General features: G+C 38.4%; 10 protein-coding genes and 4 pseudogenes. 10 read left to right on the top strand and 4 right to left on the bottom strand.

The window, feature by feature from the left end; translation table 11 throughout:
- The first annotated feature begins 40 nt into the window (after window positions 1-40).
- The 3 genes and pseudogenes from AC0IWE_RS16680 (at window position 41) to AC0IWE_RS16670 (ending at window position 2,536) form a co-directional block, all read left to right on the top strand.
- Window positions 41-758 (top strand): annotated as a pseudogene (locus AC0IWE_RS16680) (pyridoxine 5'-phosphate synthase).
- A gap of 125 nt (window positions 759-883) precedes the next feature.
- Window positions 884-1,774, top strand: a complete 891-nt coding sequence (locus AC0IWE_RS16675) for an EamA family transporter (RefSeq protein WP_471793903.1) — start codon at window positions 884-886, stop codon at window positions 1,772-1,774.
- A 198-nt stretch (window positions 1,775-1,972) separates the two neighbouring features.
- On the top strand, window positions 1,973-2,536 hold the full coding sequence (locus AC0IWE_RS16670; RefSeq protein ID WP_463492527.1) for a hypothetical protein: 564 nt from the start codon (window positions 1,973-1,975) through the stop codon (window positions 2,534-2,536).
- 116 nt (window positions 2,537-2,652) lie between these two features.
- Here AC0IWE_RS16670 and AC0IWE_RS16665 read toward each other — a convergent pair whose 3' ends face one another.
- A complete protein-coding gene (locus AC0IWE_RS16665; RefSeq protein WP_471793902.1) occupies window positions 2,653-3,414 on the bottom strand; it encodes a hypothetical protein in 762 nt (253 codons plus the stop codon).
- A 350-nt stretch (window positions 3,415-3,764) separates the two neighbouring features.
- On the opposite strand from AC0IWE_RS16665, the pseudogene gcvP reads away from it, so the two are divergent.
- Window positions 3,765-6,642, top strand: a pseudogene (gcvP, locus tag AC0IWE_RS16660) (aminomethyl-transferring glycine dehydrogenase).
- A 437-nt stretch (window positions 6,643-7,079) separates the two neighbouring features.
- Here gcvP and AC0IWE_RS16655 read toward each other — a convergent pair.
- Window positions 7,080-7,646, bottom strand: coding sequence for an eCIS core domain-containing protein (locus AC0IWE_RS16655; protein WP_471793901.1), 567 nt, complete (start codon window positions 7,644-7,646; stop codon window positions 7,080-7,082).
- Between the two features lie 408 nt (window positions 7,647-8,054).
- On the opposite strand from AC0IWE_RS16655, the gene AC0IWE_RS16650 reads away from it, so the two are divergent.
- Entirely contained in the window at window positions 8,055-8,360 is a 306-nt protein-coding gene (locus AC0IWE_RS16650; RefSeq protein ID WP_471793900.1) for a YceI family protein, read from the top strand.
- Entirely contained in the window at window positions 8,341-8,643 is a 303-nt protein-coding gene (locus tag AC0IWE_RS16645) for a YceI family protein (protein ID WP_471794052.1), read from the top strand. Before AC0IWE_RS16650 ends, AC0IWE_RS16645 begins: the two co-directional genes overlap by 20 nt.
- A 501-nt stretch (window positions 8,644-9,144) precedes the next feature.
- Here AC0IWE_RS16645 and AC0IWE_RS16640 read toward each other — a convergent pair.
- Both AC0IWE_RS16640 and AC0IWE_RS16635 read right to left on the bottom strand, forming a co-directional pair.
- On the bottom strand, window positions 9,145-9,600 hold the full coding sequence (locus AC0IWE_RS16640; RefSeq protein WP_471793899.1) for a hypothetical protein: 456 nt from the start codon (window positions 9,598-9,600) through the stop codon (window positions 9,145-9,147).
- A 283-nt stretch (window positions 9,601-9,883) separates the two neighbouring features.
- Entirely contained in the window at window positions 9,884-10,048 is a 165-nt protein-coding gene (locus AC0IWE_RS16635; protein ID WP_471793898.1) for a hypothetical protein, read from the bottom strand.
- Window positions 10,049-10,199: 151 nt separating this feature from the next.
- On the opposite strand from AC0IWE_RS16635, the gene AC0IWE_RS16630 reads away from it, so the two are divergent.
- The 4 genes and pseudogenes from AC0IWE_RS16630 to lptB all read left to right on the top strand — a co-directional run bounded on the left by AC0IWE_RS16630 (window position 10,200) and on the right by lptB (window position 14,121).
- Complete coding sequence (locus AC0IWE_RS16630) at window positions 10,200-10,859, top strand: sulfatase-like hydrolase/transferase (protein WP_471793897.1); 660 nt, start codon at window positions 10,200-10,202, stop codon at window positions 10,857-10,859.
- Window positions 10,816-11,487, top strand: a complete 672-nt coding sequence (locus AC0IWE_RS16625; protein ID WP_471793896.1) for a sulfatase-like hydrolase/transferase — start codon at window positions 10,816-10,818, stop codon at window positions 11,485-11,487. The genes AC0IWE_RS16630 and AC0IWE_RS16625 overlap by 44 nt, the downstream gene beginning before the upstream one ends.
- Window positions 11,488-11,589: 102 nt before the next feature.
- Window positions 11,590-13,292, top strand: a pseudogene (gene recJ / locus AC0IWE_RS16620) (single-stranded-DNA-specific exonuclease RecJ).
- Between the two features lie 87 nt (window positions 13,293-13,379).
- Window positions 13,380-14,121 (top strand): annotated as a pseudogene (gene lptB, locus AC0IWE_RS16615) (LPS export ABC transporter ATP-binding protein).
- Window positions 14,122-14,272: the final 151 nt, after the last annotated feature.

Here is a 14,272-nt window from a genome sequence, read left to right as displayed (position 1 = left end):
AGGTTTAAGATTAACAAGGGCAAAGCCTTATCTTTGCTTTATGACAAAGTTATCGGTTAATATCAATAAAATTGCTACACTTCGCAACAGTCGCGGAGGTAATAATCCTGATTTAGTTAAAGTTGCGTTAGATTGTGAGCGTTTCGGGGCACAGGGAATTACTGTACATCCACGCCCAGATGAACGCCATATCCGTTATCAGGATGTTTACGATTTAAAAGCTGTTATTGCTACAGAATTTAATATTGAAGGCAATTGTAAGGAGGATAAATTTGTTGATTTGGTTTTGGCCAATAAACCTGCTTCAGGTTACCTTGGTGCCTGACGCCGAGGGTCAGATTACTTCAAATCATGGTTGGGATACCATTAAACATAAAGATTACCTTAAAGAAATGGTTGCTGTTTTTCAAAAAGAAGGCATCCGCGTTTCTATTTTTGTAGATCCCTTGGTAGAGATGGTTGAAGGAGCAGTAGAAACCGGCACAGATCGTATTGAATTGTACACCGAAGCTTATGCGCACAATTATTATGCAGACCGCGAAAAGGCAATTGTAAATTACATTGCTGCAGCGCATCATGCCAATACTTTAGGTTTGGGTATTAACGCTGGTCACGATCTGGATTTACATAATCTGCATTATTTTGCGCAAAGCATCCCCGGATTATTAGAAGTTTCTATCGGGCATGCTTTAATTAGCGATGCACTATATCTAGGTTTAGAACCTACCATTCAGAAATATTTACAACAATTGGTTTAGTTTTTAACCGCAATACTGCAAAGAAAAGGGGCGCAAAGAAACGCGAAGCCGAGTATATCGATTTAATTAATCTTTGTGATGCTTTGCTAAAATCTTATTGTCCTTTGCGGTTAAATATAGAATTTATGTTAAAAGGAATTCTCCTTGTTTTTTTTGGTGCCTGTAGTTTTGGTATCCTCTCTACTTTCGTAAAACTGGCTTATCATGAAGGTTATACACTGGGTGATGTTACTGGTGCCCAGGCTTTTTTTGGAGCAGTAATTTTGTGGATCTTGTTTTTTTTTCAAAGCAGAACAGCTGGTTACAAAACGAAAATAATTACAAATAAAACACCCTGGTGGAAAATGTTGCTGGCAGGAACGTGCACCGGTTTGGTAAGTATTTTTTATTACCAATGCGTAAAACTTGTGCCAAATTCAGTAGCCATTATCTTATTGATGCAGTTTATCTGGATGAGTATTTTAATGGAATACCTCATTTTTAAAAAGAAACCCACAGCATTACAGCTTTTGGCCATTGTTTTGGTTTTGGGTGGAACAGTTTTGGCGAGCGGAATGGTAGAAAGCAGTATCGGTAGTATGAACCTCAATGGAATCGGCTTCGGTTTGTTGGCCGCAATATGTTACGCAGGCTTTTTATTGCTTAGCGGAAGAATTGGAAATGAATATCCGGCACTTCATAAAAGCGCTTTAATGATTACCGGAGCTTGCATTTTGATTTTCATTATTTTTCCACCAGCGTTTTTGTTTAATGGTGCTTTGGGCGGGAGCCTATTAAAGTGGGGATTAATTATTTCAGTTTTTGGGACAGTAATTCCGCCTTTATTTTATGCAGAAGGTGTGCCCAAAATCGGGACAGCCATTAGCTCAATATTAAGTGCGGCAGAATTGCCTGTGGCCGTTATGATGGCTGGTTTTGTGCTTCAAGAGCAAGTATCATTTTTAAGATGGGTTGGTGTTGTGGTGATTCTATCGGCGATGATTTTGCCGAATTTAAAATACCTAAAACGGACTTAGGTCTGCTTTTACCGCAAAGCCCACAAAGTGAAAAACGCAGAGGGTGCAAAGGAGGGTTTATACATTCATATCATGACTTGAATATATTCTTCGTGTTTTTTGCGCCTTTGTGGTTACAACTGTAAAGACTAATAAACTTCGCGCGCTTTGCGGTTAAACTAAAAATAAATATCTTTAAAAAGTATAAAGCATACACACATGAAAAAACTTACTATCTATATTCTTTCATTTATTATTATTGGGCTTGCAGCTTGTAAAACCAAAACAACCATTAATCAGGATGAAGCATCAGAGGTAATTATTGATTATTTAAAAGCTAATCCTGAATATAAAACAACCCGTTTTAAATTTGGGGAGATGAAATTTAACAGTACCAATGATATGTTCGAATTGGGCAAATATAAATCTTTGGCCAGTAAAGGATTAGTTACGTTAAGTTTAAAAGAAGCTAAAAAGAAGTTCCTTTCAAAAGATAGCAGCTACGTTTATCAGATCACTTTAACTGATAAGGCCAGTCCGTTGGTTTTAAAGCAGGATGGTGATAGAGCTACCGTTAAAGTTGTAGAATATGTATTATCGGATGAGAAACCAGTAGATTTTGCACAGGTAAACTCAAGCACGGCAAAAGTTACGGTATCACTTAAAATGACGACTACAGATTTTGAACCTTTTGATAAAGACGCAGACAAAAACAGCAGTTTTATTACAAAAACGTATAAATTAAAGCTGAGTAAGGATGAAGGCTGGAAAGTGCAGAAATAATTTAAAATTATACGATAACCAAGAATTACTTGCCAGCTCTTTTCTGAATAAAATTTTTAATTTTTTTGAATATATCCACTTTTTTTGGTCGCTCATTACCATCGTGGGTTAAATTATTATCGTAGTGGTTTTGTAATTCTGCAGCATATTCTTTTTTGAGCGGTACTGCCCGTTTTAAGCCATTTGATGAAGCGAAGAATGTTATTATTTAAGGTGCTGTTAAATGAAACAGCATAATACTCGCTTCTTAATAATGGGTTTTTATTATTGTTTATTTCTGCTGCGCCGTTTTCTGCAAAATAATCGGCATGAAGAATCAAAGGGTTTAACCTTTTTAATCTCTTGGTGCCTTTACGTTCATTTCTCCATGGATGTTCTTTTTTATGAAGTTGAGCGAGCAGAAAGTCTTTTTTCCAAAGGGTAACTTGGTGCGACATTAAATATTGCGATGCGTCATTATCGATTTCAGCAACATTAAAGCCTTCGATGTTGTTATTGCTTGCTTTTGTTTTGTAAACATTCATGCTGTGCAGTTTAACCTGGCGCCAGTTGTTTTGAATTGCCTCCTCAAAGAGTGTGGTAAAAAACATTGCATTTACCGGTTTAGTGAGCCACATATCCTCCTGGAAGTAAAGTACATACTCCTCCTCCATATTGTTTAAAAGCGTTGCTAAGCGGTCGGCCCATTCGCCATTGCCCGATTTAATATTGGTAAAGCCATTTATAGCTGCGTTTTTTACCTCGGTTGCAAAATAATAGTTGCATGGAATATTAAAATCCCAGTTTTCTGTAAATGTAAAATTAAAGCCTTTATAAAGAAATTCATAACGATCGCAGGCATGAACAAGAAGAGCAACCTTATTTTTAGCTGTTTGCATAAATATAAACACATTTAGATAAATGTTGCTCAAAGGTAAGAAAATGGATTTTTTTACTTGCCTTAATTGGCTTCTATTTTACACTTCAGGCCGCATCAGTTAAGCGTAAGCAGGTTTAAAAAACACTGATAATAGCAACCTAAACAGATTTAAATTTCAGCATAGATATTGCTTTCCAAATAATAGGATTCTTAAACGGAAATGAACAAACGTTTGTCTTTCTGTAAATGAATAAAATCTACCTATTTTGTCGCTTTTAAGCATAAATAAGACACCTTTTTACACTGATTGATAGTGGAATACAACGCCATTTTTGCTACATTTGCACGCAAATTTATTATTCATACCGCATGAGCTTAAATATCCACTACAAGGAAGATTTTCAAAATCGCCATATCGCACCAAATGAGGCAGATACAGCCGAAATGTTGCAAACTGTTGGCGTAAATTCTATTGATGAGCTGATTGATCAAACTGTACCAACAGCAATTAGGTTGAAACAGCCTTTAAATTTGCCGGCAGCGAAATCAGAAACTGAATATCTTGGTGCTTTAAAACAAACTTCATTGTTAAATAAAGTTTTCAAAAGCTTTATCGGTCAGGGCTATTATGATACGATTACGCCAGGTGTAATTTTACGTAACGTATTCGAAAACCCAGGATGGTATACTCAATATACGCCCTATCAGGCAGAAATTGCACAAGGCCGTTTACAGGCATTGCTGAATTTTCAAACGATGGTTATCGATTTAACCGGAATGGAAATTGCCAATGCATCTTTACTGGATGAAGGTACTGCTGCTGCCGAAGCAATGTTTATGCAATACAGCTTGCGTAAAAACCAGGCGGCTAAAAAGTTCTTCGTATCCGAACTGGTTTTCCCTCAAACGATTGATATTTTAAAAACCCGTGCTAATCCTTACGGTATAGAACTGGTTATCGGAAGTCATTTAGATTTCGTAGCCACTGAAGATTTCTTTGGTGCTATTGTTCAGTATCCGGCAGGAAACGGTGAGGTTTTCGACTATAAAAACTTTGCAGCTGAGTTGCACAATCTCAATATTAAATTAACCGTAGTTGCTGATATTTTAAGCTTAACCTTATTAACGCCTCCAGGCGAGTGGGGAGCAGATGTGGTAGTTGGTACTACACAACGTTTAGGTATTCCAATGGGTTTTGGCGGACCACACGCTGCTTTTTTTGCCACAAAAGAAGAATACAAACGTAATATCCCGGGCCGTATTATTGGTGTAACCATTGATAGCCATGGCGATTATGCTTTACGTATGGCCTTGCAAACCCGCGAGCAACACATCCGTAGAGATAAAGCAACTTCAAATATCTGTACTGCGCAGGCATTGCTGGCCATTATGGCTGGTTTTTATGCAGCTTACCATGGTCCGAAAGGATTAAAAGCCATTGCAGAACGTACGCACGGTTTGGCCATCAGCTTAGCTGCTACTTTAAACGGCTTGGGTTTTGAGCAGTTAAATTCAGTTTATTTCGATACTATCCGTTTCGATTTAGGCGATTTAAAAGGCGGTATTCATTCTGGTTGTATTGATAACGAGATCAATTTAAATTATGTTGGTAATGTTGCAACTATATCGTTCGATGAAACCAGCACTTTCGAAGATGTAGCTTTAATTGCTAAAATATTTGCTAAAGTTAAAGCGATTGCAGCTGATCAGGTTGAGGTTGAAGAAAATGTAGAAACGGTTATTCCGGCTACGTTACAACGTACTTCGACTTATTTATCCCACCCTGTTTTTAATTCGCATCATTCGGAGCATGAAATGTTGCGTTATATCAAATCATTAGAGGCTAAAGATTTATCGCTTTGCCACTCTATGATTGCTTTGGGTAGTTGTACCATGAAATTAAATGCTACTGCAGAAATGATTCCGGTTACCTGGTCTCACTTCGGTCGCATTCACCCGTTTGCCCCTGCCGATCAGGTATTGGGTTATTACTCAGTTTTTAATGAATTGGATAAATGGTTAAGTGAAATTACCGGTTTTGCGGCAATGCAGCTTACAACCAAATGCTGGTGCACAAGGCGAATATGCAGGTTTAATGGTTATCCGTGCTTATCACCACGATAGAGGTGATTTCCACCGCAATGTAGCTTTAATTCCAGCTTCAGCGCACGGAACAAACCCCGCTTCTGCAGCAATGGCCGATATGAAAATTGTTGTGGTTAAATCTTTAGAAAACGGTAATATCGATGTTGAAGATTTAAAAGCTAAAGCAGAATTACATAAAGATAATTTATCGTGTTTAATGGTAACTTATCCATCTACACACGGTGTTTTCGAAGAAAGCATTATCGAAATCTGCGAAACCATTCATGCTAATGGTGGCCAGGTTTATATGGATGGTGCAAACATGAATGCGCAGGTTGGATTAACCAGTCCGGCCAATATTGGTGCCGATGTTTGCCACTTAAACTTACACAAAACATTCTGTATCCCTCACGGTGGTGGTGGTCCGGGTATGGGCCCAATCGGTGTTGCAAAACATTTGGTTCCTTATCTTCCGGGTCATGCTGTTGTAGATATCGATAAAGGAAAGTCAATTTCAGCAGTTTCATCTGCACCTTGGGGCTCGGCTTCGATCTTAATTATCTCTCATGCTTATATTGCGATGATGGGTGCTGAAGGTTTAACAAACGCAACTAAATACGCCATTTTAAACGCAAACTACATGAAAGCCCGTTTAGAACAGCATTATCCGGTACTTTATTCGGGTGCTCAGGGGCGTTGCGCACACGAGATGATTTTGGATTGCCGTTCATTTAAAGCTTTTGGTATCGAAGTAACTGATATTGCAAAACGTTTAATGGATTATGGTTTCCATGCACCAACGGTTTCATTCCCGGTTGCGGGTACTTTAATGGTTGAGCCGACAGAATCAGAGCCTAAACATGAGTTAGACCGTTTCTGTGATGCTTTAATCGCGATTAAAAATGAAATTAGCGAAGTAGAAAATGGTACTTTAGATAAAGTTGATAATCCCTTAAAAAATGCACCACATACCGTATCAGTAATCACTGCAAATGATTGGGATCATGCCTATAGCCGTCAAACTGCTGCATTCCCACTTCCTTATGTATTGGAGCGTAAGTTCTGGCCATCAGTTGGTCGTGTAAATGATAGTCATGGCGATAGATCATTGATCTGTGCATGTCCTCCGGTTGAGAGTTATTTAGAAGAAATCGTTCCTTAGCAAGATAGAAGGCGGGAAGGTAGAGCGTTTGAGGTTTTCCTTTTCATCGTCTTAATTTCTCTTTTCGTCATTGTGAGGAGGAACGACGCGGGAATCTATTTAGATAAATCATCTGCAAGTTTTATAATTCATTTATAAGGCTTGCAGATTTTTTTTAGAGAAACATATTGGCAGTTTCCCATCGGAAGCTGTAGCCCTGCCATTCGCTTTAATCTTTTTATGGTTTCTGCTCTCGCGATATCGTCATTGCTGAGGAGGAACGACGAAACGATTTTTTAATGTAAATGCCAACAAAGAGGATTTCCGCTCCTTTCAGAGGTTTTTAGGAATGGAGGTGTTTGGAGTGTAAAGTAATAGGTGGAGAGAGCCATTCAATTCTATCCTTAAAGATCCGCTCCTTTTTGCCCATTTCGTTAGCTTCTTTTTATAAGTTAGCGTCATTCATTAACAACTGCATTAAATTTGATCTGAGGGCTTGCTTTAACCCTGCCTTGTTTTTGTTGCACAACGTGCCATGCTTCGTGTGGTAAATTTTCCTCTTGGCCCGATGCTAAATGAATGTCAGTACCTCGAGCATAGGCATGTGCATTTAACTGCTCAGGTTTAGCAGAATTGTAATGAACCTTAACATCGTCCATTGAATGGCCCGAAAGTGCTTCAATGCCATTTTTTAAATGATCGGGTAAGTTTTTGCTTGACAACAAACCTTCAGAATTAACATTATAACCTAATATTTTTATCTGATCGTTTTCTGCAACTAAGGTGACTGTTTCTTTTGCTTGAAATTTTGTCCTTTCTACAAGATAATAGAGTACATATTTTGCAGATGAATTGGAACCTTTGATCACTTTTGTTTCCCAGTGATCTAGCTTTTTGCTTTTTATTTCGCCCAACTTACTTACTGTGCCTGTTAAATATTCATTTAATTTTTTTGTGCTGGTTACCGCTTTAAATTGATTGCTGAGTAATGGGGATAGTTTGTTAAAATCTTTTTGCTCAAGCAAGGTGTAAAATTGATCGGATACCTTTTCGGCATCTTTTTTATCTTCTTCACGGTTTATGTAGGTGCTGTTAAAATTGCAACCCGTTCAAGGAATTACAAGCAATAACAGGTAATATGGAATGTAAAATTTATTTTTCATGAGCGTTCTAAGATTTTTACTAAATATAGAATATTTTTTTTCTGTTAATTATGATGCCTGGGTAATTATCATTTAATCAGATTCCTATCGGCAATAAAACAAATACCGTTCTATCATTTCTTTTTTCAAGGCGATTAAACCTTTCCTGTAATCATGCAGTCAATAGAATGATTTTAAATAAATCCGATTAATTTGAAAAACTTAACATAGGTCAATAACAAGAGATCGTGCTTTAATCTATATTTGTATCAAATTTTAAAAAACCAGAAAATGAAATTAAAAATTAGCTCAATTTTTTTATTAGTGGCAGTAGTAGCATTGTCAGCTTTTAAAAACCCTACTAAAACCAGTAACTTTTCTGTAGATGCAGCAAAATCTACCATTACTTGGGTTGGTAAAAAAGTAACAGGTTCTCATAACGGAACAATCGCATTACAATCAGGTACTTTAGCTGTTAATGGTAAAAGTGTAACTGGTGGTACTTTCGTTATCGATATGACTTCAATTAAAGATGCTGATGGCAGCGCTAAATTAGAAGGTCACTTAAAAGCAGACGATTTCTTCTGGTACAACTAAATTCCCTACTTCAACTTTCGTAATTACTAAAGTTGCTGGTTCAGGTGCTAACGTAACTGTAACAGGTAATTTAACTATCAAAGGCATTACTAAACCATTAAGCTTCCCTGCAACTGTAACGGTTAATGCAGATGGTACAGCTTCAGCTTTAGCTGGTAAAATTGTTGTTGACAGAACTAAATATGATATTAAATATGGTTCAAAATCATTCTTCGATAGCATTGGCGACAAAGCAATTGATGATAACTTCGAATTAGCTGTTAAATTGGTAGCTAAGAAATAATTATTCCCTTCCCGGAAAGAAGAGGAAGCCTCAACATTCGTTGAGGCTTTTTTGTGGATTATACTTTTAGCCACGGAAATAAGGAGTGTTAAGTTTTACCACCGAGGGCATGGAGTGTTGCACAGAGGAAACACAGAAACTCTTTAGCTATAAGTACCCAACTCAATACTCTCTGTGTACTTTGTGGTAAAAAAACAAGTGACCTTCGAATTAGCTTCTACATTTTTAGCCACGGAAGCACGGAAAGCACGGAAATAAGAGTGTTAAGTTTTACCACCAAGGGCACGGAGTTTTGCACAGAGTAGCACCAAACTCTTTAGCTATAAGTACCCAACTCAATACCCTCGGTGATCCTCTCTGTGTACTTTGTGGTAAAAGACTCCGTGACCTTTGAATTGTGTGTTAAAATTTTAGCCACGGAAGCACGGAAAGCACGGAAATAAGAGTGTTAAGTTTTACCACCGAGGGCATGGAGTTTGGCACAGAGGCCACAGAAACTCTTTAGCTATAAGAACACAACTCAATGACCTCTCGTGATCCTCTCTGTGTACTTTGTGGTAAAAAAATCAACTTTGAGTGCTTTGCGCTTCTTCTTCTTCGCGCGCTTTGCAGTAAAAAAGAGTAGACTTGCCTTATTCTAAATCCACCTTCAACAGCGTCTACAAAACCCGTTGCGGCACTTTTGCCATGGTCGAACAAAACATTCCCAATTTTCTTCCGCAGCTCTTTTGCCAAATTCTTTGCGTAATTCCATCGCTTTACGCCCATCAAAATCGTATTTAGCAATAAAATTTTTAACCAGTTTTTACCTACAGGCTCAGGCAATACATCGCCGCCAAAAAAAACTTTTTGATTTCCTTCTGTCAACAGAAAAACCTGGTGATTTGGACAGTGTGCGCCAGTGAATTCGTAACTAATGGTTTCATCCAGTGCGCCATCGCCCTCAACAAATTTCAATTGCGCATTGCGTTGAACGAAATCAAATATATCGGTATGGTAAGAAGATGAAGTACTGCTGAAAGCCGTTTCCCATTCGCCACGGTTAATTACATATTCAGCATCAGGAAAACTTCAATTCAACTCTATCATTTCCTTGTTTATGGATCGTGCCCCCAGAGTGGTCATAGTGTAAGTGCGACATTAAAACCTTAGTTACATCAGTAGGGGGTCGAAACCAGCATTGCGGATGTTTTTATGTAAAATTAGCTCACCATGGTCATCACTAAAACCTAAGCCCGTATCAAAAAAGAACAAGGTCGTTTTTCAGTTCAACCAAAAAAGGCTGAACATTGATAAATAATGAAGCGGGTCTGTCTTTAAAAGTATGTATAGCGGGGTCGAATGGTACAAATTTCTTTGATGCATCAACAGAATAGGTGCCTTCGAATAGGGTGTGAACTTGCAAAATATGGATCTTTAATGTTTTTACAAAGATAACAATCTAATCAGGAGTATTTGTTTCGGTAAAAGCTTGGATACTTCCTTTTTTTGTAAAATATGATGCTTAAATTTCGGGCATGAATCTTCGTAGCTTAATTTTTATACTTGCGCTCAGTTTGTCTATACAGTTAAAAGCGCAGCAGAAACCAAACGTAATTATTGTATTGGCTGATGATATGGGTTATGCCGATATTTCATGTTATGGAAGTCCGCTGATTAAGACTCCGTTTTTAGATGCAATGGCTGCAAAAGGCGTAAAAGCGACCAACTTCGTTACCACCTCGCCAACCTGCACCCCCTCAAGAGCTTCATTACTAACGGGAAGGTATTGCAGTAGGATGGACCTGCCTTCACCAATTGGTCCGGGCGATAAACGTGGAATACCGGAAGATGAAATCACAATTGCGCAGATGCTAAAGCAATCGGGCTATGCTACCGCGGTGGTGGGTAAATGGCATTTGGGCGATCATGGCGTTTCGCTTCCCAACAAAAAAGGATTTGATGAATTTTATGGCCTTTTATATAGTCACGATTATAGAGCACCTTATGTAAAAACAGATACAACAATTAAGATTTTCAGAAATAGCAAACCAGAAATTTATAAGCCCCACGATAGTATTTTAACCAGTTCTTACACCCGCGAATCGATTAAATTTATCAAAAAAAATGCTGCGGCCAAAAAACCGTTTTTTCTCTATTTAGCACAAAACATGCCGCATTTACCTGTGGCTTTTGCCGCTCAAAAGAGTCAGAAAAACCCCGTCGGCAGGTGCTGAGCTTGGTGATGTGATTGAAGATATGGATGCCGGATTGGCTGAAATCTGGAAACAGGTAGTGGCCTCAGGACAGGCAGATAATACTATCTTTATCTTCACCAGCGATAATGGACCGTGGATTAATGCGCCACAGCGGATGTATGATGACGGTTTTACCAAATTTTATCATGTAGGTTCGGCAGGTATTTTCAGGGGATCGAAAGGGATTTCATACGAAGGCGGTCACCGTGTGCCTTTTATTATGTATTGGAAAGGCCATACGCTAAATAATAACCAACTAACCAAACCAATTTCAAATCTGGATGTTTTTCCGACCTTGGCCGAGTGGACTAAAAGTAAATTGCCAGCAAAGGTATACGATGGCGAATCGGTATCGGCCTTGCTTACCACCAAAAACTACAATAAACCGCACCGACCAATTTATTACCACAACTACGTATTGGAAGGGGTAAAGGATGGCGACTGGAAATTGAGGATTACCAAAAAGGATGATCAGGAATTAACGGAATTGTACAATTTATCCTGGGACCCTGCAGAGCGTGTAAATTTAATCGACGACGCAAAATATGCAGCTCAGAAAGCACACCTGATGAAACTTTATCAGGCTTACCCGGGTAATTCGAAATAAAATTTAATTTTTTGTTAATGAAGGCCTTGTTTATCGCTCAACTAACATTACCGCCATCATATCCAATTAAAATGTATATTTACTGTTCGGAGATAAACTTAAATGGAAAAAAGATGGGTGCTGGCATCAGATTGTAACGATGATACAGTAACAAAAATAGCAGAACAACTTAACATAGACCGCTCACTTGCAAAGATTCTCGTGCAGCGTAATATTTGTGATTTCGATCAGGCGAAAGATTTTTTCAGGCCAGATCTTGATCATCTTCACGATCCTTTTATCATGAAGGATATGGATGTTGCTATTGCCCGTATCGAAACCGCATTGGCAACCCACGAAAAAATATTGATTTACGGCGACTACGATGTAGATGGTACAAACCTCAGTTGCCCTTGCCTTCAGTTTCTTCTCTCAGCTTACAAAAAATATAGAATATTATATTCCCGATCGCTATTTAGAGGGTTATGGCATTTCTACAGCAGGTATTGATTACGCAAGTGAAAACGGATTTTCATTAATTATTGCATTGGATTGTGGAATAAAATCTATCGATAAAATTGATTATGCCAATACTTTAGGAGTCGATTTTATTATCTGTGACCACCATTTACCTGGAGATGAATTGCCTCAGGCCATTGCGGTTTTAGATCCTAAACGATCAGATTGTCCATATCCTTTTAAAGAATTGGCCGGCTGCGGCATCGGTTTTAAACTTGCGCAGGCCTACGCACAAAAACATCAGCTCCCAAAAGAAACTTATCTGCAATATTTAGATCTGGTAATGGTGAGTATTGCAGCAGATATTGTTCCGGTTGTTGGCGAGAACAGAATTTTAGCTTACTATGGATTAAAAAAATTAAACTCCAATCCATGCGAAGGTTTACGTGCCCTGATGGAAGTTTCGGGTAAAACTGAAAATTACAGCATTACTGATGTAGTATTTACCTTAGGTCCGCGGATTAATGCTGCCGGGAGGATAGGATCATGCCAAGCATGCCGTAGCCATGTTGCTTTGCCAGGTAGATGGAAATGCATTGGAGCAGAGCGAACTCATCAATCTGAAAAATACAGAACGAAAAACATACGATCAGGACATTACGCGTGAAGCCTTGGCACTGATTGGTGAAAGTGATATCCTGATCAACAAAAAAACAACGGTTGTATTTAACGAAAACTGGCATAAAGGAGTAATTGGGATTGTAGCATCGCGTTTAACAGAAAAATATTACCGGCCTACCATTGTATTAACAAAATCAAACGGCCATGTTGCAGGCTCTTGCCGATCGGTAGTGGGCTTCGATTTATATGAAGCCTTAAGTGGTTGTGCCCACTTATTGGATCAATATGGAGGGCATAAATTTGCCGCCGGCTTAACCATGCAACAGGATAATGTAAATGCTTTTGCCGATAAGTTTGAAGAAATTGTATCTGCAAGTATTACAGAAGAGTTACTTACGCCAATGATCAGGATTGATGCCGAAATTGAACTGACACAGATTGATGGTAAATTTTTTCGGGTATTATCTCAAATGGGGCCCTTCGGACCAGAGAATATGGCACCGATATTTGTTACCCATAATGTATACCTTGCGCAACATGCCATGGCAGTTGGTCAAAATCATCTAAAAATTAATATAAAACAACAAAATTCGCCTATTTTTGAAGGCATTGCGTTCGGATTGGCAGAATTTCAAAACCTTTTGCAACCAAGAGTACCATTTTCTGTTTGTTATACGTTAGAAGAGAATGTTTGGCGCGATAAGAAACGTTTGCAGTTAAACATTAAAGGAATAAAAGTTAATTAATTTTAAAATAAACCGTCATGCTCTACTTGTTTCAGCATCTATTAGAAAGAGCCTGAACTAAATTCAGGATGACGGATCGATCTATATATGATATTAAAAGCCGAAAATCTGGTTAAAAAATATAAGCAGCGTACTGTTGTTAATAATGTTTCTTTTAACGTTAGTCAGGGAGAAATCGTTGGTCTTCTCGGTCCAAACGGTGCCGGAAAAACAACTTCTTTTTACATGATTGTAGGTTTGATTAAACCAAATGAAGGCCGAATTTTCCTCGAAGAAGAAGACATTACAGAAGATCCAATGTACCGCCGGGCGCAAAAAGGAATTGGCTATCTTGCTACAGGAAGCCTCCGTTTTCAGAAAGCTTACCGTTGAAGACAATATTCTTGCCATTTTGGAAATGAGCAAAATGAGTAAGGAGGAACAACGCGATAAGCTTGAAGAACTGATTAACGAATTTAGTTTACACAAGGTGCGTAAAAACCGTGGCGATTTATTATCAGGTGGCGAGCGTCGGCGTACCGAAATTGCACGTGCTTTGGCTGCAAATCCTAACTTTATTTTATTGGATGAGCCTTTTGCAGGGGTAGATCCGATTGCGGTAGAAGAAATTCAGAGTATTGTTGCCAAACTTAAACATAAAAATATCGGTATCCTCATTACCGATCACAATGTGCAGGAAACACTATCAATTACCGATCGTGCCTACCTGCTTTTCGAAGGTAAAATTTTAGAACAAGGCGTTCCGGAGGTTTTAGCTGAAAACGAAATGGTAAGAAAGGTTTATCTTGGATCGAATTTTGTGCTGAAACGTAAAAAATTTGATGTTTAATTCTAACCAATTCTTGTCCCGGTTTTTGGGCTTAAAGATGCTTAACACAGATCAATTGCTTTCAGGTACAGAGATTTTATTATCGTTCCAACAAAAACGACAATATCCGTGTTTATCTGTCAACATCTGTGGTAAAAGTCAGCTGTTTATT

The organism is Pedobacter sp. AC402 (genome assembly GCF_979252805.1).
This window is presented reverse-complemented; position numbering and strand designations above follow the sequence as displayed.